The organism is Pseudomonas sp. SBB6, from assembly GCF_024213215.1.
In the GTDB taxonomy this organism is placed as follows: domain Bacteria; phylum Pseudomonadota; class Gammaproteobacteria; order Pseudomonadales; family Pseudomonadaceae; genus Aquipseudomonas; species Aquipseudomonas donghuensis.
The window spans coordinates 70,784-94,785 of record NZ_JANAVH010000017.1; the positions used below are offsets into that span (position 1 = coordinate 70,784).

22 protein-coding genes are annotated in these 24,002 nt (G+C 62.7%); 17 read left to right on the plus strand and 5 right to left on the minus strand.

What is annotated here, in order from left to right:
- The first annotated feature begins 311 nt into the window (after window positions 1-311).
- Window positions 312-1,316 carry a GTP 3',8-cyclase MoaA gene (moaA, locus tag NLX68_RS24615; RefSeq protein WP_254286205.1) on the plus strand — a complete coding sequence of 335 codons (1,005 nt, stop codon included), beginning with the start codon at window positions 312-314 and terminating at the stop codon, window positions 1,314-1,316.
- Between the two features lie 6 nt (window positions 1,317-1,322).
- Window positions 1,323-2,222: a bestrophin family protein gene (locus tag NLX68_RS24620; RefSeq protein WP_254286206.1), complete on the plus strand. Its 900-nt coding sequence runs from the start codon at window positions 1,323-1,325 to the stop codon at window positions 2,220-2,222.
- 78 nt (window positions 2,223-2,300) lie between these two features.
- Here NLX68_RS24620 and moaB read toward each other — a convergent pair whose 3' ends face one another.
- Window positions 2,301-2,840: a molybdenum cofactor biosynthesis protein B gene (gene moaB / locus NLX68_RS24625; protein ID WP_254286207.1), complete on the minus strand. Its 540-nt coding sequence runs from the start codon at window positions 2,838-2,840 to the stop codon at window positions 2,301-2,303.
- Between the two features lie 214 nt (window positions 2,841-3,054).
- Here moaB and NLX68_RS24630 point away from each other — a divergent pair, with 214 nt between their 5' ends.
- Window positions 3,055-3,954, plus strand: a complete 900-nt coding sequence (locus NLX68_RS24630; protein WP_254286208.1) for a LysR family transcriptional regulator — start codon at window positions 3,055-3,057, stop codon at window positions 3,952-3,954.
- A gap of 54 nt (window positions 3,955-4,008) precedes the next feature.
- Here the strand turns inward: NLX68_RS24630 and NLX68_RS24635 are convergent, their stop codons facing one another.
- Both NLX68_RS24635 and NLX68_RS24640 read right to left on the minus strand, forming a co-directional pair.
- Window positions 4,009-4,458 carry a YMGG-like glycine zipper-containing protein gene (locus tag NLX68_RS24635; protein WP_254286209.1) on the minus strand — a complete coding sequence of 150 codons (450 nt, stop codon included), beginning with the start codon at window positions 4,456-4,458 and terminating at the stop codon, window positions 4,009-4,011.
- Window positions 4,459-4,571: 113 nt separating this feature from the next.
- Window positions 4,572-5,915 (minus strand): HD domain-containing phosphohydrolase, encoded by a 1,344-nt coding sequence (locus NLX68_RS24640; RefSeq protein WP_254286210.1) that lies wholly within the window; start codon window positions 5,913-5,915, stop codon window positions 4,572-4,574.
- Between the two features lie 210 nt (window positions 5,916-6,125).
- Between NLX68_RS24640 and NLX68_RS24645 the strand changes: the two genes are divergently transcribed.
- Genes NLX68_RS24645 through NLX68_RS24665 form a run of 5 tightly spaced genes read left to right on the plus strand, consistent with a single transcriptional unit; the run spans window position 6,126 to window position 14,424 of the window.
- The gene (locus tag NLX68_RS24645; RefSeq protein ID WP_254286211.1) at window positions 6,126-8,375 is read left to right on the plus strand and encodes a diguanylate cyclase; all 2,250 of its coding nucleotides are present in this window, start codon (window positions 6,126-6,128) and stop codon (window positions 8,373-8,375) included.
- Window positions 8,372-10,246, plus strand: a complete 1,875-nt coding sequence (locus NLX68_RS24650; RefSeq protein WP_254286212.1) for a bifunctional diguanylate cyclase/phosphodiesterase — start codon at window positions 8,372-8,374, stop codon at window positions 10,244-10,246. Before NLX68_RS24645 ends, NLX68_RS24650 begins: the two co-directional genes overlap by 4 nt.
- Before the next feature lie 10 nt (window positions 10,247-10,256).
- On the plus strand, window positions 10,257-11,216 hold the full coding sequence (locus NLX68_RS24655) for a cytochrome-c peroxidase (RefSeq protein ID WP_254286213.1): 960 nt from the start codon (window positions 10,257-10,259) through the stop codon (window positions 11,214-11,216).
- Window positions 11,213-13,054 (plus strand): DAHL domain-containing protein, encoded by a 1,842-nt coding sequence (locus tag NLX68_RS24660; protein ID WP_254286214.1) that lies wholly within the window; start codon window positions 11,213-11,215, stop codon window positions 13,052-13,054. Before NLX68_RS24655 ends, NLX68_RS24660 begins: the two co-directional genes overlap by 4 nt.
- A complete protein-coding gene (locus NLX68_RS24665; protein ID WP_254286215.1) occupies window positions 13,021-14,424 on the plus strand; it encodes an ATP-binding protein in 1,404 nt (467 codons plus the stop codon). The genes NLX68_RS24660 and NLX68_RS24665 overlap by 34 nt, the downstream gene beginning before the upstream one ends.
- Before the next feature lie 335 nt (window positions 14,425-14,759).
- Here the strand turns inward: NLX68_RS24665 and NLX68_RS24670 are convergent, their stop codons facing one another.
- Window positions 14,760-15,719 carry an HlyD family secretion protein gene (locus NLX68_RS24670; protein ID WP_254286216.1) on the minus strand — a complete coding sequence of 320 codons (960 nt, stop codon included), beginning with the start codon at window positions 15,717-15,719 and terminating at the stop codon, window positions 14,760-14,762.
- Window positions 15,720-15,722: 3 nt separating this feature from the next.
- Window positions 15,723-16,073 carry a DUF3302 domain-containing protein gene (locus NLX68_RS24675; protein WP_254286217.1) on the minus strand — a complete coding sequence of 117 codons (351 nt, stop codon included), beginning with the start codon at window positions 16,071-16,073 and terminating at the stop codon, window positions 15,723-15,725.
- Between the two features lie 156 nt (window positions 16,074-16,229).
- Here NLX68_RS24675 and napE point away from each other — a divergent pair, with 156 nt between their 5' ends.
- The 9 genes from napE to NLX68_RS24720 all read left to right on the plus strand — a co-directional run bounded on the left by napE (window position 16,230) and on the right by NLX68_RS24720 (window position 23,982).
- The gene (gene napE / locus NLX68_RS24680) at window positions 16,230-16,400 is read left to right on the plus strand and encodes a periplasmic nitrate reductase, NapE protein (protein ID WP_254286218.1); all 171 of its coding nucleotides are present in this window, start codon (window positions 16,230-16,232) and stop codon (window positions 16,398-16,400) included.
- Between the two features lie 30 nt (window positions 16,401-16,430).
- A complete protein-coding gene (locus tag NLX68_RS24685; protein ID WP_254286219.1) occupies window positions 16,431-16,691 on the plus strand; it encodes a chaperone NapD in 261 nt (86 codons plus the stop codon).
- Window positions 16,688-19,192 (plus strand): nitrate reductase catalytic subunit NapA, encoded by a 2,505-nt coding sequence (gene napA / locus NLX68_RS24690; protein ID WP_254286220.1) that lies wholly within the window; start codon window positions 16,688-16,690, stop codon window positions 19,190-19,192. The genes NLX68_RS24685 and napA overlap by 4 nt, the downstream gene beginning before the upstream one ends.
- An 11-nt stretch (window positions 19,193-19,203) precedes the next feature.
- Window positions 19,204-19,689 (plus strand): nitrate reductase cytochrome c-type subunit, encoded by a 486-nt coding sequence (locus tag NLX68_RS24695; RefSeq protein ID WP_254286221.1) that lies wholly within the window; start codon window positions 19,204-19,206, stop codon window positions 19,687-19,689.
- 9 nt (window positions 19,690-19,698) lie between these two features.
- Complete coding sequence (locus NLX68_RS24700) at window positions 19,699-20,295, plus strand: cytochrome c3 family protein (protein WP_254286222.1); 597 nt, start codon at window positions 19,699-19,701, stop codon at window positions 20,293-20,295.
- A 263-nt stretch (window positions 20,296-20,558) separates the two neighbouring features.
- Window positions 20,559-21,158 (plus strand): paraquat-inducible protein A, encoded by a 600-nt coding sequence (locus tag NLX68_RS24705; protein WP_254286223.1) that lies wholly within the window; start codon window positions 20,559-20,561, stop codon window positions 21,156-21,158.
- Entirely contained in the window at window positions 21,155-21,781 is a 627-nt protein-coding gene (locus NLX68_RS24710; protein ID WP_254286224.1) for a paraquat-inducible protein A, read from the plus strand. Before NLX68_RS24705 ends, NLX68_RS24710 begins: the two co-directional genes overlap by 4 nt.
- The gene (locus tag NLX68_RS24715) at window positions 21,774-23,426 is read left to right on the plus strand and encodes an intermembrane transport protein PqiB (RefSeq protein ID WP_254286225.1); all 1,653 of its coding nucleotides are present in this window, start codon (window positions 21,774-21,776) and stop codon (window positions 23,424-23,426) included. Before NLX68_RS24710 ends, NLX68_RS24715 begins: the two co-directional genes overlap by 8 nt.
- 16 nt (window positions 23,427-23,442) lie before the next feature.
- Window positions 23,443-23,982: a membrane integrity-associated transporter subunit PqiC gene (locus NLX68_RS24720; RefSeq protein ID WP_254286226.1), complete on the plus strand. Its 540-nt coding sequence runs from the start codon at window positions 23,443-23,445 to the stop codon at window positions 23,980-23,982.
- The last annotated feature ends 20 nt before the right edge of the window (window positions 23,983-24,002 follow it).

The window sequence follows — 24,002 nt, forward strand, 5'->3', positions numbered from 1 at the left end:
TTTAACGTGTCGCCAACGCACAACGTGTTAATGACATCGTGGTTAATGACGAACTTCGTTTTCTCCCTTTTGAGCCTATTGAGCGTGGACTTTTGCGTCTAATCAAAAGAAATGACGAACTCATCAAAACCCTCTATCACCGCGCCGCAAGCCCCTGAATACGGGGCTCTCAGGCCGCCGATAGATGAACCTTATCGCTTGGTCATTATTAGTGATTTGACCCACTTGCCCAGGCTATTTACCCTCGATAAACAGCAAAGATTTATTCCGCAAACAGCAACACTGCCGCGATATAAGAGGCCCTGCCCATCATGAGTGCAACCGGCAAACAACTGGTCGACGGCTACAGTCGTAAAATCGATTACCTGCGCATGTCGGTGACTGATCGCTGCGATTTTCGCTGCGTCTATTGCATGGCCGAAGACATGCAGTTCCTGCCGCGCCAGCGCATCCTCACCCTTGAGGAGCTGTACCAGGTCGCCGAACGCTTCGTCGCCATGGGCACACGCAAGATCCGCCTGACCGGTGGCGAGCCGCTGGTGCGCGCCGGCATTGTCGGGCTGTGCGCACGCATTGCCGCCCTGCCCGGCCTGCGCGAGTTGTGCATGACCAGCAACGGCTCGCAGCTCACGCGTCTGGCCCAGCCGCTGTTCGATGCCGGCCTGTCGCGCCTGAACATCAGCCTCGACAGCCTCGATGCCCAGCGCTTCAAGGCCTTGACCCGCACCGGCGACCTGGCCCAGGTGATCGCCGGCATCGATGCCGCCCATGCCGCGGGCTTTCGCCGGACCAAGCTCAACTGCGTGGTGCTCAAGGGCCGTAACGATGATGAAGTGGTCGACCTGGTGCGCTTTGCCATCGACCGCCAACTGGACATTTGCTTTATCGAAGAAATGCCCCTGGGCGTGATCAACGAGCACCAGCGCAGCGAGTCCTATTGCTCCAGCGACGAAGTGCGTGCGCGTATCGCCGAGCACTTCACCTTGCTCGAGTCGGCCGAATCGACCCAGGGCCCATCGCGTTACTGGCGCCTGGCCGAAGCCCCGGAGATCCGCATCGGCTTCATCTCGCCCCACAGCCACAACTTCTGCGGCACCTGCAACCGCGTACGCCTGACCGTCGAAGGGCGGCTGTTGCTGTGCCTGGGCAATGAACACTCCGCAGACCTCAAGCAGGTCCTGCGTGCCCACCCGGGCGATACCGAACGCCTGGACAAGGCCATCCGTCAGGCCATGACCCTCAAGCCTTACAGCCACACCTTCGATATCAACGGTGAGGTGCAGATCCTGCGTTTCATGAACATGACTGGCGGCTAGACTCCGATGATCGTCCATCCCAAACCCAACCTGCTCAACGTCCTGGTGTCCCTCAAAGGCTCGATTGCCAAGCGTATTGCCCGGCGTAGCGTGATGGTCACCGCCCTGGCGTCACTGATCGTGCTGGTGGAGAACCTGCACCCGGCGTTCTTCGCCAAGGTCAACGCCACACCCTTTACCTTGCTGGGTATTTCCCTGTCGATCTTCATGAGCTTTCGCAACAACGCCTGCTACGACCGCTGGTGGGAGGGGCGCAAGGCCTGGGGCGAGATAATCATCGAGGTGCGCTCGTTCATTCGCGAAAGCGTGGTGATTGCCGACCGCCAGACCCGCGATGGATTGCTGCTGGCGCTGTGTGGTTATGCCCATGCGCTCAATGCCAGGTTGCGTGGCGAAGATGAGCTGCACGCCGCGCGGCCCTGGGTTGCAGACGCGGGGAACCTGCCGCTGCACAACATCAGCGACGGCATCCTCCAGGGCATCGGCAAGACCTGCTCGCAACTGGCCGAGCAACAGCAGATCAGCGAGTGGCGCTACGTCAACCTCGAGCAGCGCCTGCACGGGTTGTCGCAAGCGCAGGCGGTGTGCGAGCGGATCAAGACCACGCCGCTGCCCTTCCCTTACACCTTGCTGCTGCACCGCACCATCTACATCTTTTGCATCCTGTTGCCATTCGCCATGGCCGAGCCGCTGGGTTGGCTGGCACCGATCTTCACCTTGATCGTCAGCTACACCTTCTTTGGCCTGGATGCGATCAGCGACGAGCTTGAGGACCCATTCGGCCGCGACGAGAACGACCTGCCCACCGATGCCATGGTGCGTACGCTGGAGCGCGAACTGCTGGGTGCAACCGGGCGCAAGGACCTGCCGCCGCCGCTGTTGCCGGTGGATTTTGTCTTGAGCTGAAGCGCCTCATCGCGGGGCAAGCCCGCTCCTACAGAATCAGTGCAAGACCTGTAGGAGCGGGCTTGCCCCGCGATCAGTTCACTGACGCGATTCGCACAACGTGCCAGGCTTGAGGTGGGCGACGAAGTTGCAAGGGCGATGGCGGGCATCCAGCTGTTCGGCGAGGATGCCTTCCCAGGCGGTGCGACAGGCGCCGGTGGAGCCCGGCAGGCAGCACACCAGGGTGCCGTTGGCAAGGCCGGCCAGGGCGCGGGTCTGTACGGTGGAGGTGCCGATGTCAAGGATCGACAAGGCGCGGAACAGCTCGCCAAAACCATCGATGTGCTTGTCGAACAAACAGGCCACCGCCTCCGGGGTACTGTCGCGCCCGGTAAAACCGGTACCACCGGTAATCAGCACCACCTGCACGTCATCCTCGGCAATCCAGCCCGCCACCTGGGCGCGAATCTTGTACAGGTCATCCTTGAGCAACACCCGCGCAACCAGGCGATGGCCCATCTCCACCGCGCGGCTGGCGAGCAGTTCGCCGGAGGTGTCGTTGTCAAAGCTGCGGGTGTCACTGACGGTCAGCACGGCGATATTCAGCGGCACAAAGGCCGCGTCCAGTTTGATACTCATGCAAAGCCCCTTGGCAGCAGTCAGGAAGTTGCGGGCAACGCTAGAACTAAACACCGGCAGCGTCCAATCGATAGATCCGACCGGCTTATCGAGTTGGTCTATCGTCTACTGATCAAGCGCCTCTATCACCCGGTCACTAATGCTCATTGGACGGCCCTGGCCCTTTGCTTTACCGTTTTGCCACCCGCCCCCCACTGACTTGCCAGGCTGTGCCATGGATATCAAGCAACTGAAGTTTCTCCTCGCCCTGGACCAGACCCGCCACTTCGGCCAGGCCGCGGCGCTGTGTCATATCACCCAGCCGACGTTGTCGATGCGCTTGCGCAACCTGGAAGACGAACTGAACCTGGTGCTGGTAACCCGTGGCCAGCGTTTTGAGGGCTTCACCGAGGCCGGCGAGCGCATCCTGGCCTGGGCCCGCACCCTGCTGGCCGCTTATGACGGCCTGCAGGCCGAAGCAGCCAGCTGCCGTGGGCAGATCGTCGGCAGCTTGCGCCTGGGCATGGTGCCGCTGTCGAGCTTCAACCCCATGCAGTTTCTCCAGCCCCTGGCCCAGCGCTATCCGGAGCTGCAGTTTCAGCTGTCGTCCTTGAGCTCGGAGCAGATCACCGATGGCCTGAGCCGCAACCAGCTGGACCTGGGCATCTGCTACCTGGACCAGATCAACAGTACCTACTTCGAGGTGATCGAGCTGGGCACCACGCGCATGGGCCTGCTGTATGACGTGCGCCATTTTCAGTTCGAGCAGGCTGAACTCCCCTGGGAAGCGGTCAGCGAAGTGCCCCTGGGGCTGTTGAGCAAGGGTATGCACTATCGCCAGTCGGTCGACCTGAGCTTTCGCAGCCGCGGCCTGCAGCCCCATGCGGTGCTGGAAAGCGACTCCAGTTATCAACTGATCCAGGCGGCCTGCGCCGGCATGTGCTGCGCGATCATGCCGCTGGATTACGGCCTGGAAGGCCTGAGCGAGCACCTGCGCATCGTGCCGATCAGTGCTGCCAGTGTGCACGCACCGATCGGCTTGCTGCTGCGCCGAACCGAACCGCGTTCGGCGATTGCCGAGAAGTGCTTTGCCGAAGTTCAATCACTGCTCAACAGCGAATTGAAACCGGCGTAATCTTCGGCTGCCTGCCCACCGGTCAAAACCAGCAGACTAGCTGACCAGCGGCGCTTATGGCGTGACCTGATAACCCTTGCCCTGCAGGCAACTGGTGTAGGCCGAGGCACTGCTCGACGCAGTGCTGCGCCGGTCCTGACGGCGTTCCTGACGCTGGCGCGCACCACCCACCACAGCCCCGGCAGCAGCGGTCTCCTGCGCGCGGTTCTGCCGGTAGTCCTGCTTGACGTCATCGTCGACCCGGTCGTAGAGCTCGTCATGCTGACGGCCCCGCACCTCGGCGCCCGCCGCGCCGGCCGCGGCACCGACGGCAGCGCCGCGCACCCGGCCACCGACATGCGCCTCGCTGGTGGCCGAACTGGCCGCGATGTTATGGCAATCATTGATATCGATCTGTACCTGCTCGGCGCTCTGGCCCTTGATCGGCACCACGGTCTCGGCCCAACCCTGGGCGCACACAGCCGACAAAGCCAGGCACAGGCCAATGGATGGCAACCTGTTCATGATGGACTCCGGGGTAGCGGGCAGTAGAAACAGTGTAGCCGCCTTGCCGGAGCGGCGGCACGAGGAGTGGCCCGGCACCCTGGAGTACACTTGCACTCCGACGCATCAACCGTCTACCCCGCGACGACAGGCAGCGCCTGCTCTTCGGGGATTTTGACGAAAACACTGTACTTGCCGCCCTCCATCTCTTCGAAGGCAATCAGCTTTTCCACCAGCGCCTCGCTCAGCACTTTGCCGGCATTGAGCAAGAGCATGCCGTTGTCCGCATTGAGATTGCGCGCCAGGACCATGCCGCCGGCAAGCTCGCGGGTGGTCATGACCTTGACCGACGGATCGGCCAGGGTCACGTCACTGAGGAACTCGGCGCAGACTTTGACGAAATCCTCCACCAGCCCCGGGTCGTAGAGCTTGCCGGCGTATTTGCGGATGTACACCAGCGCTTCGTCGCTGTTCATGTGCCGCTCAAGGATCAAGCCGCGTTGCAGCTCGATGAAATCCACCGCCAGTTTCAACCAGCGCGCCCCCACTGGAATCGCTTCGCCCCTGAGGCGTGCGGGAAAGCCACTGCCATCCCAGCGCTCCTGATGATGAAGGATGATTCGCGCCGCTTCTTTCATCGGTTCCAGGGTCATCACCAGCGATTCGCTGTGTTTCGGGTAGGCCCGGTACAGGTCACGCTCGGTGTGCGGCAGCAGGTCTGCCGGGCAGGTCAGCATGCTGTCGTTCCAGCTCATCTTGCCGATGTTGTACAACGCCGCGGCCATGGTCAGGTCGCGGCTGCGACCTTCGTCCAGGCCGTGGCGGCTGCAGTACACGCGGATCAGCTCAATGACCTGGCGGTTGGTCTGCTTGGCCTTGGGCAGACGCAAGTTGGCCAGCAGCGAAAACACTTCCGTGCCGGTGACGTAGCTGCGCTTGAGTTCTTCGTACGCCAGGTCGAGCATGTCGGCGGTTTGCTGAAGCTCTGCGGTCCGCGCCGCGACGCGCTGTTCGAGGCTGGCGTTGAGCGCCCTGAGTTGCTGGTTCTGCTTCTGGGTCAGTTGCTCCAGGCGCCGCCGTTCGCTTTCCGAATGCTGGTAGGCCAGGGCCTGGCGCAGGGTCACCAGGAGTTCCTCGTCGTTCCAGGGTTTGCTGATGTAGCGGTGGATCCGGCCGTCGTTGATCGCCTTGGCGATGGTGTCCATGTCGGCATAACCGGTCAGCAGGATCCGCAAGGTCGCGGGAAAGCGCTGGTGGATGTGCGCCAGCAAGGTGGCGCCGTCCATGTTGGGCATGCGTGCATCGCTGATCACCAGGCTGACCGGGCGCTGTTCAAGCACTTCAAGGGCCTGGGCGCCGCTTTCGGCCAGCAACAGCTCGTAAGGCTGGCTGCGCAGCAGGCGGCGCAAGCTGTTGAGAATCGAGGCTTCGTCGTCGACCAGCAGCACGCTGGGTCTATCCGCTAGGGGTTCTTCCATGATCCCGTCCTTGTACCTTGGGCAAGCGCAACAACGCCTCAGCACAGGCTAGATGACATTTGCCGAAACGGTCGACCTTTGTGTCCGGGCTCGCGCGTCGGCATTTGCCTGACTATGCTGGCCCTGAAGGCATTCCATAAGCATTGCTACCAGGGAGGGTTGCCCGATGCACGTTTACTTGCCGGTTACGCGCGCCGTCGGAGCGTTGCGATGAGCCAGCCACTGACCGACATCAATCGCAGGATCCTGATCGTCGACGATACGCCGTCCATTCATGAGGACTTTCGCAAGATCCTCGGCGGCGGCTCCAGCGCCTTCGACGCACTGGGGGAAACCGAACACGCCCTGTTCGGCGCCACGCCGACGGCGTCGGCCCAGCCCTTCGTCCTCGACTCAGCCTTCCAGGGTGAGCAAGCGCTGGCCAAGGTCGAGGCGGCCCTGGACGCCCAGGCGCCTTATGCCATGGCCTTCATCGATATGCGCATGCCGCCTGGCTGGGACGGGCTGCAGACCATCGCACGGCTCTGGCAAGTCGATCCCAAATTGCAAGTCGCACTCTGCACCGCCTATTCCGACTATTCATGGGAAGACATCGCCGGCCAGCTGGATCTGGGCGACCGCCTGCTGATCCTGAAAAAGCCTTTCGATGCCATCGAGATCCGCCAGATGGCCAGCGCCCTCACGGTCAAATGGCAGATGACCGAACAGGCTGAACTCAAGGCCGAACGCTTGGAGCAGGCAGTCGAAGCGCGCACCCGGGAGCTGGCCGATGCCAACATCATCGTGCAGAACAGCCCGACCATTCTTTACCGGCTCAGGGGCGAGCCGCCATTCGCCCTGATGTACATCTCGCACAACATCACCAAGTTCGGTCACTCGGCAACCCAGCTGGTCGGCAGTGCGGATTGGGCCAGCACCCTGGTGCATGCCGATGACCTGGGCAAGCTCGACGAGGCCATGGTGCGGGTACTGGACCGTGATGCCGCCGCAGCCTCCATCGAGTTTCGCCTGCGCACCGCCGATGGCGGCCTGCGCTGGGTCGAGAACCGCTACATCCCGGTACGCAACGCCCAGGGCCAACTGGTGGAAATCGAAGGCATCATCCTCGACATCACCGAGCGCCGCCTGGCCGAAGAGAACCTCGCCCTGATGGCCCGCACTGACGGCCTCACCGGCCTTGCCAACCGGGCCACCCTGATTGAGCGCCTGCACCAGGCGTTTGCCGCCGCCAGACGGGGTGCAACGCCATTCGCGATGTTCTACCTGGACCTGGATCATTTCAAACGGATCAACGACACCCTGGGCCATCCGATCGGTGACCTGTTACTGCAGGAAGCGGCACGACGCATCCGCGCCTGCACCCGCGAGAGCGATGTGGTCGCCCGCCTCGGTGGCGACGAGTTCGCCATTGTGCAACTGGACGTGGACGAGCCGACCCACTGCGCCGCCCTTGCCGGTAAGGTCCGCGATGCCCTGGCCCAGCCCTACCAGCTGGACAACAATGCCGTGCGCCTGTCGACCAGCATCGGCATCAGCCTGTACAGCCACCAGTGCCTGAGCGCCGATAGCTTGCTGGCACAAGCGGACATGGCCTTGTACCGGGCCAAGGAAAAAGGCCGCAACCAGTCCCAGTTCCATAGCGAAGAGATCACCCGCGAAGTCACCGAGCGGGTCACCCTGGCCAACGACCTCAAACAGGCGCTGGAGCGCGATGAACTGCAGTTGCAGTTCCTGCCGGAGGTCGACCTGAGTAATGGCAAGGTGCTCGGTATGGCCGCCCGGGTGCGCTGGCTGCACCCCGAGCGCGGCTGGCTGGCCCCCGAGGTGTTCATGCCGGCGGCCGAAAAAACCGGCGTCAGCATTGCCCTTGGCCATTGGCTGCTGGACCAGGCGTGTCGGCAGATGCGCCAGTGGCATGACCTGGGTATCGCGCCACCGTTGATCGCCTTGAAGGTCTCGTTGACCCAGCTCAAGTCTGGTGCCGACCTGATCTACGACGTATTGCGCACCACCGCTCGCTGGAGCCTCTGCCCCTGGGAGTTGCGCTTCGACGTCACCGAGGCGACCTTGGCGCAAACCAAATGGACCCACAACGATATTCTCCCCCGGCTTTGCGAACTGGGGGTGACGATCGCCATCGACAATTTTGGCAGCGAGTATTCCTCGTTCGACTACCTCAAGACCTACCGGGTCAACCACCTCAAGCTGGCGCCGCAATTGCTCGACAGTGCCAGCAACGACCCTGATTGCGCACAGACGTTACGCGCCATCATCAACTTTGCCCGTGACGTCGGCATCGGCATCATCGCCGACCGGCAAGCCTTGCCGCAGGTGCCTGATGGTCTCGGTAGCGAGCCTGCCCAACCGCTCGGCCATACCTTGAGCCAGTGCCTCGACAGCGCCCAGGCACTGGCGCTGCTGAAACTCGACAGCGCGCAACTGATGCAGGTAAAGCGATGAGCCCGCTCAGCCAGCCGGCCAACCGGCGAATCCTGATCATTGACGATACCCCGGCAATCCATCAGGACTTTCGCAAGATCCTCAGCCCCGAACCGATGGGCGTTGATTCGCTGGAAGATACCACGGCGCTGCTGTTCGGCTCACCTGCCCGGCAACGCCTGAACTTCGAACTCGATTCCGCTTACCAGGGCGAAGAAGCGCTGAAACTGGTCACCCGTGCACGCGCGCAAGGCCGGCCCTACGCCATGGCATTCGCCGATATGCGCATGCCGCCCGGCTGGGATGGCTTGCAAACCGTCAAGGCCTTGTGGAAGGCCGACCCGCACCTGCAGATTGCGCTGTGCACCGCGTTCTCGGACTACTCCTGGGACGAGCTGGCCGAGCACATCGAGTTCGGCGACCAGTTGCTGATTCTGAAAAAGCCCTTCGACAGCCTGGAAATCCGCCAGATGGCCAATGCCCTGAGCTGGAAGTGGCAACTGGCCCAGGACGCCACGCGCAAGCTGCATGATCTGCAACGCACCGTCGAGGAGCGGGTGCAGGAGCTGTTGCAGGTGTCCCGCCTGCTGCACTACGACGCGCTTACCGGTCTGCCCAACAGCACCCTGCTCGGCGACCGCCTGACCCAGCATCTGTTGCAGGCGCGTCGTCACGAGCGCAAGGCCGCGGTGATGTTCCTCGGCATGGACCGTTTCAAGCGAATCAACAACGCCCTTGGCCATCCGGTCGGCGATGAAGTACTCAAGCAGGTCGCTGCCCGGCTGACCAGCAGCGTACGCGAATCGGACTCGGTGTTCCGCTACGGCGCCGATGAATTCGTGGTCATCCTCAGTGATATCGTGCATCCGCAGCAGCCCCAGAGTGTTGCCGAAAAGCTCCTGGCCTCGATCAGCCTGCCCCATGCCCTGTCGGGCCACGACCTGACGGTGACCGCGAGCATGGGTATCAGCCTTTATCCCGATGACGGCAGCGACCCGGTGATGCTGATCAAGAAAGCCGAGACCGCGATGCGCAACGTCAAGGACAACGGCCCCAACGATTTCAACTTTTTCATCGACGACATGAACCTGCGCGCCCGCCGCCAGCAGTCACTGGAAAGCGGCCTGCGCCTGGCCCTCAAGCGCAATGAGTTTGTCCTGCATTATCAACCCAAGGTGGACTTGCGTCGCGGCACCATCGTCGGTGCCGAGGCGCTGATACGCTGGCAACGCCCTGGCCACGGTTGGGTGTACCCCGACGATTTCATTCCGGTGGCCGAAGACTGCGGCCTGATCATTGCCCTCAGCCAGTGGGTGCTACGCCAGGCCTGTGCCCAGGCTCGCGCATGGCAAGCGCAAGCCATGGCGCCACTGAGCGTTTCCGTGAACGTCTCGGCCATCGACTTTCGCCAGCGCGGCTTTGTCGACAATCTCGCCGAGGTCCTCAACGACAGCGGCCTTGACCCATCGCTGCTCGAGCTGGAAATCACCGAAAGCGTGTTGATGCACAACGTCGATGCCACGGTCGTCACCCTGCAGGCGATCAAGCAACTGGGCGTGCGCCTGGCCATCGATGACTTCGGTACCGGTTACTCCAGCCTCAGCTACCTGCAGAAATTCCCCGTCGATGTGTTGAAGATCGACAAGTCCTTTGTCCGCGAGATGGGCAGCGACAACAACGATGCCCGGCTGGTCAGCAGCATCATCAGCCTGGGCAAGAACCTGAACCTGAACGTTATCGCCGAAGGGATCGAAACCGCCGAGCAACTGCGCCTTCTCAAGGCCCAGGACTGCGAGCAAGGCCAGGGCTACCTCTTCAGCAAACCGCTTGACCCTGTAGCGTTTGCCCGTTTGCTGCTCGTCGCCGGACAGCGCATCGAACCCCACGATTGAGAGTACATGGATGGCACACTTGCTCCCCTTGCTGGTATTGGCAACAACCCTTGGCAGCAGCGCCGTGAGCCTGGCACAAAGCGTTGGCGGCCCCCTCATGCCACTGCCGGCGCTACCGCACGTGGCCGCCGAACGGGTCGAGTTGGGCCGCAAGCTGTTCTTCGATCCCCGTCTGTCGAGCAACAACAACTTGTCCTGCGCCAGTTGCCATCAACTCGACCACGGCGGCGCCGATCGTTTGCCGCACTCGCTCGGCGTCGATGGCAAACCCTTGCCGGTCAACACGCCCAGCGTGTTCAACGCCGCGCTGAATTTTCGCCAGTTCTGGGATGGCCGCGCGCAAACCCTGGAGCAGCAAGCACACCTGGTGGTGCAAAGCCCGACTGAAATGGGCAGCGACTGGACGACAGTGGTGCAACGCATTGCCGCCGACCCGCAGTACCGCAGCGGCTTTGCCCAGGCCTACAGCGATGGTGTGAGCGAGCACAGCATCCAGAATGCCCTGGCCACCTTCCAACGCACCTTGCTCACCCCCGGCTCGCGCTTCGACCGCTACCTGCAAGGCAACACCGAGATCCTCACAACCGAAGAAAAATACGGTTATCAGCGCTTTCAGGAGTACGGCTGCATCGCCTGCCACCAGGGGGTGAACATCGGCGGCAACATGTTCCAGAAGTTCGGTGTGCTGGGTGACTACTTCAAAGACCGCGGCAACCCGACCGAGGCGGACCTGGGGCGCTACAACGTCACCGGCGAGGACGACGACCGGCATGTGTTCAAAGTGCCCAGCCTGCGCAATGTCGCGGTCACCGCACCGTACTTTCATGACGGCTCGGCGCCGACCCTGGAAGCGGCGGTCGATGTCATGTTCCGCTACCAGCTCGGGCGCACGCCAAGCGCCGAAGACAAGGCGCTGATTGTCCAGTTCCTCAAGACCCTGACCGGTGAATGGGAGGGCAAGCCATTATGAGACTGACCCACCGACGCGGTTTGCTCCTGCTGGGCGCCAGTGCGGCGCTGCTGGCCTCAGTCCTGGTGTACCTGTACTTCATGTCCAAGGCCGACGAAACACAAAACTACGCCCAGGCGCGCGACCTTGTCCGGCAGATCAAGCAGTACAACTCCCAATGGGAAAACGAGATCCTCAAGGCGCGCATCACCATCAGCCACAACTATGATCCGCTGGTGTCGCCGCTGGTGGAGATGACCCGCTTGTGGCAAGCGTTCGAGACCGCAGAGGCCCTGCATGGCCAAAGCGACACACCCGCCTGGCGCACGGCCCATGCCGACTACCAGGATGCGCTGACGCAGAAGTCCCGGCTGGTGGAGCAGTTCAAGTCGCATAACGCCGTGCTGCGCAATTCCCTGGCCTTCTTGCCGACCGCCGAAGATGGTATCCAGGCCCAGCTGGGGCAGCTTGCCGATGCCGACAAACTGCGCCTGCACAACATCGCCACCGACACCTACGACCTGATGCTCAGCAGCCTCGAATTCGCCCAGATGACCACCGACGACAAGGCCGCCGACATACTGGTCGGGCTGAACAAGCTGGCCATCAACAAAGACCGCCTGCCCATCGAGTTCCACGCCCCCATCGATATCCTCAGCAACCACATCGCCTTGATCCTTCGCGAGCAACCCAGGGTCAACCAGTTGCTTGAACAGATCGAGGCGGTGCCGGTGGCGGTACGCCTGGACGACATCACCTTGATGCTTGATCGCGACGAGCGCGCCGTGGCCCTGGTCGACCAGCAGTACCATTTCTACCTGCTGGTGTTCTCCACCCTGCTGGTCCTGCTGCTGATCTACATGGCCATACGCCTGATGCGCAGCTTTAGCGAGATCAACCGGGTCAACCGCGCCCTGCTCAGTGCCAACGACGAGCTCGAGCAGCGGGTCGAGGAACGCACCCGCCAGCTCAAGGACACCCAGAGCGAACTGCTCGATACCGCACGCCAGGCCGGCATGGCGGAAATCGCCACCAACGTTCTGCATAACGTCGGCAACGTGCTCAACAGCGTGAATATTTCCGCCGACCTGGTGACCCGCAAGCTGCGCACCAGCAAGGCCCTGGGCCTGGGCAAGGCCATGCAGCTGATCAATGAGCACCCCGACGACCTGGGGCGTTTCCTCAGTGAAGACGCCAAAGGCAAAATGCTCCCTGGCTACCTCAACCAGCTGGTCGAGGCGATCAGCCTTGAACAGAAGGAAATAGCCGACGAGCTGACCCAGTTGAGCAAGAGCGTCGATCACATCAAGGACATCGTCGCCACCCAGCAGTCCTATGCCGGGGCCAGCACGTTGCTGGAGCCGCTAGAGGTCAGCACATTGCTCGAAGACGCCCTGCGCATGAACGCCGGCGCCCTCACCCGCCACCACGTCACGGTGCTCAAGGAATACGACGAGGTGCCGCGGATCATGGGGGACAAACACCGCCTGCTGCTGATTCTGATCAACCTGATCAGCAACGCCAAGTACGCCATGTCGGACGTGTGCAACCACGCCCGCAACATGACCCTGGGGGTAAAACGGCTCGATGACGACACCCTGCAGATCAGCGTCACCGACGAAGGCGAAGGTATCGCCCCGGAAAACATCACGCGGATCTTTGCCCACGGTTTTACCACCCGTAAGGAAGGCCATGGCTTCGGCCTGCACAGTTGCGCCCTGGCCGCGCTGGAAATGAACGGCCATCTGCTTGCCTACAGCGACGGGCCTGGCAAGGGTGCCCGTTTCGTCCTGCAAATCCCGTTGATAATCGCCGAAGGTGAATCATGTCCGAGCCCTGCAACCGGCGCATCCTGCTGATCGATGATACGCCGGCGATCCATGACGATTTTCGCAAGATCCTGGCGCCGCAATCCGCCCTCAACACCGATCTCGATGCCCTGGAAAGCGCCCTGTTCGGCGAAACGCCCAAGGCCGCCGCCACCGTGTTCGAACTCGATTCGGCCTATGGTGGCCAGGAAGGCCTGGGCAAACTGCTCGAGGCAGCGAGCCGCCAGCGCCCCTATGCCCTGGCCTTCGTCGACATGCGCATGCCCGATGGCTGGGATGGCGCGCAGACCATTGAAGCGCTGTGGCAGCACGACCCGTTGCTGCAGGTGGTGGTGTGCACGGCCTACTCGGACTATTCCTGGGATGAACTGCTCGACCGTCTGAACGGCCATGACCGCCTGCTGATCCTGAAGAAGCCGTTCGACAACATCGAAGTCTTGCAGATGGCCAACACCCTCACCACCAAGTGGGAAATGACCGCCCGTGCCCAGTTGCAGATGAACGAACTGGAACAGCGCGTCGAGCAGCGCACCCTGGCCCTGACCCAGGCCAGCGCCGCCCTGCAGCGCGAAATCGACGAGCGCAAGCTGCTGGAAAGCCAGCTGGTGCAATCGGAAAAACTCGCGTCGCTGGGCCAGCTGGCTGCAGGTGTCGCCCATGAGGTCAACAATCCGATCGGCTTCGTCTCCTCCAATCTGGGCGCACTGGACGAGTATTTCAGCCGCTTGCAGGACATGCTCCAGGCCTACCGCGAGGCGGAAACGGCCATCGACCCGACAACACTCAGCGCGGGCCTGGCAGAACTGCGCACCGAGATCGAACTGGACTACATCCTCGATGACATCCCGCTGCTGATCCGCGAGTCCAAGGACGGCATCAGCCGTGTCGGACGAATCGTCAAAGACCTCAAGGACTTCTCCCGGGTGGACTCGAACCATGACTGGCAATGGGCCGACCTGCAGCAGGGGATCGACTCGACCCTGAACATCGTTGCCAGCGAATTGAAGTACAAGGCTGATGTGATCAAAGACTATGGGCTAATGCCGGAGGTCGAGTGCCTGCCCTCGCAAATCAACCAGGTGATCATGAACCTGGTGGTCAACGCCGCCCAGGCCATAGGCCCGGAGCGCGGCACCATCACCTTGCGTACCGGCTGCGATGGCGAGCAGGTGTGGATCGAAGTGGCCGACACCGGCAGTGGCATTGCCGCCGACAGCCTGCAAAAGATCTTCGACCCCTTCTACACCACCAAGCCGGTTGGCCAGGGTACGGGGCTGGGATTGTCGCTGTCCTACGGCATCATCAAGCGCCATCGAGGGGAAATCCGTGTGCACAGCGAGCTCGGTGCCGGCACTACATTCAGGATCGAGCTGCCAATACGTCAGGTGCGGGCGGCCTAGTTCTGCAGCACTGGCCTCATCGCGGGTCAAGCCCGCTCCCACAGTGGATCTGTGTACGCCGGACTTGTGGGAGCTGGCCTTGCCAGCGATCGAGCGCGCAGCGGTCGTAATCCAGACGACACTTGATGTGCTGGTTGTACTGGCCTCATCGCCGGCAAGGCCAGCTCCCACAGAGGTCGTAATCCAGGCAACACTTGATGTGCTGGTTGTACTGGCCTCATCGCTGGCAAGGCCAGCTCCCACAGAGGTCGTAATCCAGGCAACACTTGATGTGCTGGTTGTACTGGCCTCATCGCCGGCAAGCCAGCGCCCACAGGTCGCACATTTGCACACCATCAATGAAACGGGAAGATGTAGTTCATCCACGCCGCCATGCGCAGGAGGATCTTGCGCATCGTGGCAATATGCGGAAAGTGCTTGCTGTACAGCGCTGCCTGGCCATAGGCACCGCCCGGCATCTGCTTGGCGTACTGGGCGAACGCCGGATCGTCGATCTCGATGATCACCGGCACGCGCCCGGGCGGGGGCGAGCCGGTGAAGCTGACCAGGTTGCCGGAGGGCTGCACCTGACCCTCGCCAATCACCGCGATGACATTCTTGACCCGGCCGCGAAAGACCTTGCCCGGAATGCCGTCGAAGGCCACTTCCGCTTCATCGCCCGGCACCAGGCGCAACAGGCTGTTCTGGCGCATCCAGGCGGCGAAGTATTGGCCTTCGTCAGGGATGAATACCATTGACGGGCGCAGCGGCAAGGCACTTGCCATCATCCCCGTGCGCAGCGATACATGGGTGACGTAACCCTTGCTCGGCGCCCGCACCACGGTACTGTCGAGTTCGAACTGGGCGTTGTCCAGTTGTGCCTGCAGGTCGTCGACCCGGGCGATGGCCGCTTCCTGTTCGCGGCGGGTACCGAAATTGCGCTTGATCAGCTCGTTGATGCGATACAGGTCGCCCCTGGCGGCGATGATCTGCGCCTTGAGCGAGCGCACACGGTGCTCGAACGGCGTCGGATCAATGCGAAACAACACATCGCCCTTCTCCAGCGGTTGGTTACCTTTGACCGGCACCTCGATCACCTGGCCAGTCACCACCGGGATCACCGGCACCGAGACGAAATAGGACCGCGCGACCTCCGAATACGGGTGGTTGTAGTTCATGGTGAAGATCAGGGCGCCAATCATGACGATGCCGCCGAGCACCGCAGTGGGCACCGTCCATTTGTTCAGCGGGATGCGAAACAGCTTGAAAATCGCCACGCAGATCGCGGCGTAGGTGAGGATCAGCAGCAGGTCCATGGCTCAGATGCCTTCGCCGGCATCGACAGTGGCGGATGTTCCCTCGAGGCGGGCGATGCGCTGCTGCAGCTCGACCACCTGTTGCTCCAGGCGCAGCACATGGCTTTGCGGCGACTTGCCGTCGCCAAACCCCCAGCCGCGATCTTCACGATAGAGCATCGCCCAGATCCACAAGAACGGCCACAGCGCATGCAGGGTGAACAGGCTGACCCAGCCAGTGGCGTGGATCGCATCCTGATGCGGGTGGTTGCGGTGCACGGCGATTTCATAAGGGATGTCGTGCAACACGATGACCCCGTAGAACAGCACCAGGCCGACGAAAATCAGCAAACCCAAGGCGAAGTAATCGAGCATGATTGCTTTCCGGCGCAGCGCTGTGAGCAGTGGCTTGAGTGTAGTTCACCCAACGCCCAGGCAACGGGCAGGCCACGCATACCGTTGGTCGAGCCACACGGCCAGCTCGCGGGAGGCTGGACTAGGCTCAGTTCACTTTCGACTGGAGAGCGCTCCATGTCATTGGCTGAAGAACAGAAGCTTGCACGCCGAAAGGAAACCCTGCTGTTCGTGTTTCTGATTGTCTGCCTGTTCCCCTTGCTCTCGGTTGCCATTGTCGGCAGCTACGGCTTTCTCGTCTGGTTTTACCAACTCCTCTATGGCCCGCCCGGCCCGCCCAGCGGATAACCCGCGCGCGCAGACTCCTGGAGCCAGCCCATGGATGAAGCCCTGCACATTGCCAGCCTGGTGGTACATGCCCGCCCTGAACTGTTCGAGGCGGTGAAAGCCAACCTGCGCCTGCTCGACAACCTCGAACTGCACCAGCAAAGCGCCGCCGGCAAGGTGGTGGTGGTGCTTGAGGCGGTTGATGAGCAGCAGATCCTGCAACGCATCGAGCAGATCAACAGCATGCCCGGCGTGCTCAACGCTGCCCTGATCTACCACGAACTCCTCGCCCCAGAAGGAGACTGCCCGTGAGCATGACCCGCCGTGAGTTTGCCAAGGCCCAGGCCGCTGCCATTGCCGCCGCTGCGGCCGGCCTGCCGATCTTTACCTCCGCCAGCAACCTGGTGACCGAGGCCGACATGGTCACCCTGAACTGGAACAAGGCGCCCTGCCGCTTTTGCGGCACCGGCTGCAGCGTGATGGTCGCCACCCGCGACAATCGCGTGGTGGCCACCCATGGCGACGTCAAGGCCGAGGTCAATCGCGGCTTGAACTGCGTCAAGGGCTACTTTCTGTCGAAGATCATGTACGGCAACGACCGCCTGACCCAGCCGTTACTGCGCATGCGCAACGGCCAGTACGACAAGCAGGGCGAATTCCAACCGATCAGCTGGGACAAGGCCTTCGAGATCATGGCCGCCAAGTACAAGGAAGCGCTGAAAAACAAGGGCCCGCAAGCGATCGGCATGTTCGGCTCCGGGCAATGGACGGTATGGGAAGGCTATGCCGCCAACAAGTTGATGAAAGCCGGCTTTCGCAGCAACAACATCGACCCCAATGCCCGCCACTGCATGGCCTCGGCGGTGATGGGCTTCATGCGCACCTTCGGCATGGACGAACCCATGGGCTGCTACGACGACATCGAAGCCACCGACGCCTTCGTGCTCTGGGGCTCGAACATGGCCGAGATGCACCCGATCCTCTGGAGCCGGGTCACCGACCGCCGCCTGAGCCAGCCTCAGGTCAAGGTGGCGGTGCTGTCGACCTTCGAGCACCGCAGTTTTGACCTGGCCGACATCCCCATGGTGTTCAAGCCGCAGACCGACCTGCTGATCCTCAATTACATCGCCAACCACATCATCGAAAGCGGCGCGGTGAACAAGGACTTCGTCAGCAAGCACACCCGCTTTGCCCAGGGTGCCGATGACATCGGCTACGGCCTGCGCGCCGACGACCCACGGGAAGCCAAGGCCAAGAACGCCGACAAGGCCAATACCTGGAGCGATATCGACTTCGAGCAGTTCGCCGCGTTCGTGCGGCCTTATACCCTGGAGCGCACGGCCAAGGAGTCGGGCGTGCCAGCGGAGCGCCTCAAGGCGCTGGCCGAGCTGTACGCCGCCCCCAAGCGCAAGGTGGTGTCGTTCTGGACCATGGGCTTCAACCAGCACACCCGCGGGGTGTGGGCCAACAACCTGATCTACAACATCCACCTGCTCACCGGCAAAATCAGCGAGCCAGGCAACAGCCCCTTCTCGCTCACCGGGCAACCCTCGGCCTGCGGCACCGCCCGCGAGGTGGGGACCTTCTCGCACCGTTTGCCCGCTGACCTGGTGGTGACCAACCCCAAGCACCGCGCCACCGCCGAGACGATCTGGAAACTGCCCGCCGGCACTATTCAGGAAAAGGTCGGTTTTCACGCAGTGCAACAGAGCCGCATGCTCAAGGACGGGGTGCTCAACGTCTACTGGACCCAGGCCAGCAACAACATGCAGGCCGGGCCCAACATCATGCAGGAGGTGCTGCCGGGCTGGCGCAAGCCGGAGAACTTCGTGATTGTCTCGGATGTGTACCCGACCGTGTCTGCCCAGGCCGCCGACCTGATCCTGCCCAGTGCCATGTGGGTGGAGAAGGAAGGCGCCTTTGGCAATGCCGAACGCCGCACCCAGTTCTGGCATCAACTGGTGAGCGCACCGGGCGAGGCCCGTTCGGACCTGTGGCAACTGATGGAGTTTTCCAAGCGCTTTACCACCGACGAGGTCTGGCCCGCCGAGTTACTGGCCAAGGCACCGGAGTACAAGGGCAAGACCCTGTTCGAGGTGCTGTATAAAAATGGCCAGGTCGATCAGTTCCCGGTCGAGCAGCTGGAAGCCGGCTACCAGAACGATGAAGCCAAGGCCTTTGGTTTCTACCCGCAAAAAGGCCTGTTCGAAGAATACGCCCAGTTTGGCCGTGGCCACGGCCATGACCTGGCCGCCTTCGACCGCTACCACAGCGAGCGCGGCCTGCGCTGGCCGGTGGTCGACGGCAAGGAAACCCGCTGGCGCTACCGCGAGGGCCACGACCCGTATGTCGAGCCAGGCAGCGGCGTGCAGTTCTACGGCTACCCGGACAAGAAGGCGATCATCTTCGCCCTGCCCTATGAGCCGCCGGCCGAAGCGCCGGATGCCGAGTACCCGTTCTGGCTCAGCACCGGCCGGGTACTTGAGCACTGGCACACCGGGACCATGACCCAGCGCGTCGAAGAGCTGTACAAGGCAGTGCCCGATGCCCTGGTGTACATGCACCCGGACGACGCCAAGGCCCTGAATGCACGACGTGGCAGCGAAGTGAAACTGGTCAGCCGGCGCGGCGAGATCCGCGCGCGGATCGAAACCCGTGGCCGCAACAAGCCGCCACGCGGGCTGGTGTTCGTGCCGTTCTTCGATGCCAACAAGCTGATCAACAAGGTCACCCTGGACGCCACCGACCCGATCTCCAAGCAAACCGACTACAAGAAATGCGCCATACGCATCGAGCTGATCAGCGTGGCCTGAGGAGAACCGTCATGCCCATTCGCAGCCTGCCCTTGCTGATGTTCGCGGTCATCGGCCTGGTGGTCGCCGCCGAGGTCGACTACCCACTCGATGCGCCGGGCCCGGACGGCCGCCGCCCTGGCGGGACCCTGACCCAGAGCCTGCCGGCGCCGCCGCTGGCCAACGACGAGAACAAGGACTTCAAGCGCGAACGCAACTACCCCGACCAGCCGCCGACCATCCCCCATACCATTCGCGGCTATCAGGTCGATATCAACGGCAACAAGTGCCTGTCCTGCCACAGCCGCGCCAACAGTGCGCGCAGCCAGGCGACCATGATCAGCATCACCCATTACATGGACCGCGACGGCCAGGCGCTGGCAGCGGTGTCGCCACGGCGCTACTTCTGCACCCAGTGCCACGTGGTGCAAAAAGAGGTGCAGCCGCTGGTAGGCAACCACTTCGAAACCATCGACAAGCTGCTGCAAGACGACGCCAACGCCGCGCAAAAACCCTGAGGATGCGCCATGCGAGCACTGTTCAGGTTGTTCAAGGAATACTGGAGCATTCTCTGGCGCCCGAGCGTTTACTACAGCTTGGGGTTTCTGACCCTGGGCGGGTTCATTGCCGGGATCATCTTCTGGGGCGGCTTCAACACCGCGCTGGAGCTGACCAACAGCGAAAAATTCTGCACCTCCTGCCATGAGATGCGCGACAACGTGTTTGTCGAACTCAAGGACACCATCCACTACAGCAACCGCTCCGGCGTGCGCGCCAGTTGCCCGGACTGCCATGTGCCGCACGAGTGGACGCACAAGATCGCGCGCAAGATGCAGGCTTCCAAAGAGGTGTGGGGCAAGCTGTTCGGCACCATCGACACCCGCGAGAAATTCCTCGCCCACCGCCGCGAACTGGCCGAACACGAATGGGCGCGGCTCAAGGCCAACGACTCACGGGAGTGCCGCAACTGCCACAACTTCGAGTTCATGGACTTCACCCGCCAGAGCAAGCGCGCGGCGGCCATGCACTCGACCTCGCTGGCCAGTGGGCAGGCGACCTGCATCGATTGCCACAAGGGCATCGCTCATAAACTGCCGGACATGCGTGGGGTGCCGGGTTGGTAACTCACCCAAGGGATTGAACTCCCAGGCAGCAGCGCGCCACACTGGCCTCATCGCGGGTCAAGCCCGCTCCCACAGGTTAGGTGTACACACATCCATTGTGGGAGCTGGCTTGCCAGCGATGAGGCCGGTACAGCCAACACATCAGGCGGTGTCTGGATTACGAACGCCGGCAAGCCCGCTCCCGCAGTGGTTAAAAAATCCGCAGGCCCGCGCCTGCGCCGACTATATTGAGCTAGTCACCGCCCGCAGCCAGAGCGCGCGCCATGCTGGATACCCATCAGCTGATCATCTGCGAACATTGCGACTGCGTGTACCAGAAGGCCAGCCTCGGCAAGCACCAGAAAGCCCTGTGTCAGTGCTGCGGCGCCGTGCTGCAGCGCTATAACGGCCTGAGCGTACAGCAACGCCTGGCCCTGAGCGTCACCGCGCTGATCCTCTGGGTGTTCGCCAACTTCTACCCGATCATGAGCATCAGCCTCAAAGGCCTGCACAACAGCGCCACCCTGTGGGATTCGGTCAGGGCCCTGGCCACCGGGCCCATCACCTTCATCGCCCTGGTGGCGGCGATCTCGATCATCATCGCCCCGGTGTTCCAGTTGCTGTTGTTGATCTGGGTGCTCGGCTTTGCCCTGGCCGGCGGCCGCGCCCCAGGCTTCAGCCTGTGCATGCGCTGGCTGGAAACCCTGCGCCCGTGGAGCATGCTCGAAGTGTGCCTGCTCGGCGCCATGGTCGCGGTGTTCAAGCTGGCCGGCATGCTCGATGTGCTGCCGGGCATCGGCCTGCTGGCCCTGGCAGCCCTGAGCCTGCTGATATTGCGCATCGCCGGGCGCGATATACGCGAACTCTGGGACCTGCTGCCATGAACCGCCCGCCGCGCGCCGCCGAGCTCAACCTGGTGCTCTGCCACGCCTGCGGCATGGCCTGCGACAACAGCAACCAGCCGCACGCGTGCGAGCGCTGCGGCGCCCCGCTGCATGCGCACAAGCCCGATTCCCTGGCCCGCACCTGGGCCTACCTGATCGCCTCGCTGGTGCTCTACATCCCCGCCAACCTGCTACCGGTGATGAACACCACGTTGTTCGGCAGCGGCGCCGACAGCACCATCATGAGCGGGGTCATGGAGTTCTGGGAACACGGTGCCTGGGACATCGCCCTGATCATTTTCATTGCCAGCATCGCCGTGCCGGCAACCAAGTTCGTCGCCCTGGCCCTGCTGCTGATCACCGTGCAGCGCCAGAGCACCTGGGCGCAGACGCAACGGGCACGTCTGTACCGCTTCGTCGAGCTGATCGGCTACTGGTCGATGCTCGATGTGCTGGTGGTCGCCCTGGTGGCGGCGCTGGTCAAGTTCCAGGCCCTGGGCGACATCGCGCCACGCCCGGGCATTCTGTTTTTCGGCATGGTGGTGGTGCTGACCATGCTGGCGGCAATGAGTTTCGACCCTAGACTGATCTGGCAGCGCGACAAGGAGCAGGCCGATGACTGATACCCGCCAAGACAGCCCACAACCCGGCCAGCCCGGGGTCAAGACCCGCCGTTTCAGCATCTCGCTGGTGTGGATCGTGCCGCTGGTGGCGGTGCTGGTGGGCTTGTCGCTGGTGGTGCACAACGTCATGCAGCAAGGCCCGACCATCGAGATCACCTTCAAGACCGGTCAGGGCCTGGAAGCCAACAAAACCGCGGTCAAGTACCGCAATGTGGTGATCGGCCAGGTCACCGCCGTGGAGTTGAGCAAGGACCAGAAGAGCGTCACCGCCACAGTCAAGCTGGTCAAGCAGGCCGAAAATTTCACCCGTGAAGACGCCAAGTTCTGGGTGGTGCGCGCGCGCATCGGCGCCGGCGGTGTGTCGGGTATCGATACCTTGCTGTCCGGCGACTTCATCGGCGCCGACTCCGGCGAATCCACTACCCGTGCCAAGGCCTTCATTGGCCTGGAGTCGCCTCCGCCGATTACCTACGGCGAGCCGGGCAAGCGCTTTTTCCTGCACGCCAGCGATCTCGGTTCGCTGGGGGTCGGCTCGCCGGTGTACTACCGCAAGATTCCGGTCGGCCAGGTAGTGGCCTACAGCCTCGACGAGAACGGCAAAGGGGTCAGTATCGAGGTGTTCATCAACGCGCCCAACGATGCCTTCGTCACCGACAACACCCGGTTCTGGAACGCCAGCGGTGTCGATGTCGAAGTCGGCGCCAACGGCTTTGCCTTTCGCACCGAGTCGCTGTCGTCGGTGATCGTCGGCGGTATCGCCTTTCGTGCCCCGGACTACAGCCCCGACGATCAGGTGGCCGCCGAAGACCGCCAGTTCGAGCTGTTCGACGACCGCGCCCGAGCCCTCGCCCCGCCCCATGGCAAGGCACAGTACCTGAGCCTGCGCTTCGACCAGGCCCTGCGCGGCCTCAAGGTCGGTGCCCCGGTGGAATTCCTCGGGGTGGAAATCGGCTCGGTGGTTTCGGTGAACCTCGACTTCGACGTCGAAAAACGCACCTTCCCGGTCAATGTCGGCATCGTCATCTACCCGCAACGCCTGGGCCGGGCCCACACCAAGCTGCTCAAGGCACTGAACCACGACCCCGACGACGAAAAGGCCGCCGCGCAATTGCTCGGCTCCTTCGTCGACAACGGCCTGCGCGCCCAGGCCCGCAGCGGCAACCTGCTCACCGGGCAGCTGTACATCGCCCTGGATTTCGACCCCAAGGCGCCCAAGGTGGTGTTCGACCCCACAGCCCGACCGATTACCATCCCTACCGTACCGGGTAGCCTGGAGCAACTGCAGGAGCAGTTCCAGGCCATGATCGAAAAGCTCAACCGCCTGCCGCTCGAGCGCATCGCCAACAACCTCGACGCCAACCTGGTGGAATTGCGCAAAAGCTTGCAGCAGTTCAACAGCCGCACCTTGCCGGGCGTCCAGGGCACCTTGCAGGAAGTCAGCAAGACCCTGCAGTCGGCCAACTCGACCCTGGCCGAGGACTCGCCGCAGCGCGAGCAACTGACCCAGACCCTCGACGAGCTGGGGCGCATGTCGCGCTCGCTGCGCGAGTTGGCCGATTACCTGGGGCGCAATCCTGAATCGCTGCTGCGCGGCCGGCCCAAGGATGCACCCGCTGACTCGCTGAAACCTTCGTCGCGCAATTGACCGCAGGAGCACACCCATGGCGCATGCCTCCCCGTTTGCAGTGTTGAGCCTGGCGGTGTTGCTGGCCGCCTGCCGCAGCGACCCAATCCACTACCACACGCTGATCCCGCAGCAACCGGTGCCAGCCAGCAGCGTCGATGTACAGCTGGAGCAGGTCAGCGTGCCGCCCCAGGTCGATCGGCCGCAGGTAGTGATTCGCCAGGGCAACAGCGGCCTGGCGATCCTCGAGACCGAGTGGTGGGGCGCAAGCCTTGCCGACGAGTTGCGCAATGCCCTGGTCAACCAGTTCGTCAGCAGCACTGCCCAGCCGCGCCTGGGCTTGCGCGTGGAGGTCCAGCGCTTTGACTCGGTGCCAGGGCAATACGCCCTGTTCGATGCCCGCTGGCGCTTGCGTGCCGGCAACGCGGTGCTGAACTGCCGCAGCGTGATCCAGACTCCGGCCGGCGCCAGTATCGACGAACTGGTGCTGGCCCATCAACAGAACCTCAAGCGTTTCACCGAACTGGTCAGCCAGGCGGCCCGCGGCGGTGCCAGCCGTTGCCCGGCCGTTCACTGAAACCCGCTCGCCTGCCCGAG

Coding starts and splice junctions, on each gene's coding strand:
- moaA (WP_254286205.1), top strand. CDS start 312: ATGAGTGCAACCGGCAAACAACTGGTCGACGGCTACAGTCGTAAAATC.
- NLX68_RS24620 (WP_254286206.1), top strand. CDS start 1,323: ATGATCGTCCATCCCAAACCCAACCTGCTCAACGTCCTGGTGTCCCTC.
- moaB (WP_254286207.1), bottom strand. CDS start 2,840: ATGAGTATCAAACTGGACGCGGCCTTTGTGCCGCTGAATATCGCCGTG.
- NLX68_RS24630 (WP_254286208.1), top strand. CDS start 3,055: ATGGATATCAAGCAACTGAAGTTTCTCCTCGCCCTGGACCAGACCCGC.
- NLX68_RS24635 (WP_254286209.1), bottom strand. CDS start 4,458: ATGAACAGGTTGCCATCCATTGGCCTGTGCCTGGCTTTGTCGGCTGTG.
- NLX68_RS24640 (WP_254286210.1), bottom strand. CDS start 5,915: ATGGAAGAACCCCTAGCGGATAGACCCAGCGTGCTGCTGGTCGACGAC.
- NLX68_RS24645 (WP_254286211.1), top strand. CDS start 6,126: ATGAGCCAGCCACTGACCGACATCAATCGCAGGATCCTGATCGTCGAC.
- NLX68_RS24650 (WP_254286212.1), top strand. CDS start 8,372: ATGAGCCCGCTCAGCCAGCCGGCCAACCGGCGAATCCTGATCATTGAC.
- NLX68_RS24655 (WP_254286213.1), top strand. CDS start 10,257: ATGGCACACTTGCTCCCCTTGCTGGTATTGGCAACAACCCTTGGCAGC.
- NLX68_RS24660 (WP_254286214.1), top strand. CDS start 11,213: ATGAGACTGACCCACCGACGCGGTTTGCTCCTGCTGGGCGCCAGTGCG.
- NLX68_RS24665 (WP_254286215.1), top strand. CDS start 13,021: ATGTCCGAGCCCTGCAACCGGCGCATCCTGCTGATCGATGATACGCCG.
- NLX68_RS24670 (WP_254286216.1), bottom strand. CDS start 15,719: ATGGACCTGCTGCTGATCCTCACCTACGCCGCGATCTGCGTGGCGATT.
- NLX68_RS24675 (WP_254286217.1), bottom strand. CDS start 16,073: ATGCTCGATTACTTCGCCTTGGGTTTGCTGATTTTCGTCGGCCTGGTG.
- napE (WP_254286218.1), top strand. CDS start 16,230: ATGTCATTGGCTGAAGAACAGAAGCTTGCACGCCGAAAGGAAACCCTG.
- NLX68_RS24685 (WP_254286219.1), top strand. CDS start 16,431: ATGGATGAAGCCCTGCACATTGCCAGCCTGGTGGTACATGCCCGCCCT.
- NLX68_RS24695 (WP_254286221.1), top strand. CDS start 19,204: ATGCCCATTCGCAGCCTGCCCTTGCTGATGTTCGCGGTCATCGGCCTG.
- NLX68_RS24700 (WP_254286222.1), top strand. CDS start 19,699: ATGCGAGCACTGTTCAGGTTGTTCAAGGAATACTGGAGCATTCTCTGG.
- NLX68_RS24705 (WP_254286223.1), top strand. CDS start 20,559: ATGCTGGATACCCATCAGCTGATCATCTGCGAACATTGCGACTGCGTG.
- NLX68_RS24710 (WP_254286224.1), top strand. CDS start 21,155: ATGAACCGCCCGCCGCGCGCCGCCGAGCTCAACCTGGTGCTCTGCCAC.
- NLX68_RS24715 (WP_254286225.1), top strand. CDS start 21,774: ATGACTGATACCCGCCAAGACAGCCCACAACCCGGCCAGCCCGGGGTC.
- NLX68_RS24720 (WP_254286226.1), top strand. CDS start 23,443: ATGGCGCATGCCTCCCCGTTTGCAGTGTTGAGCCTGGCGGTGTTGCTG.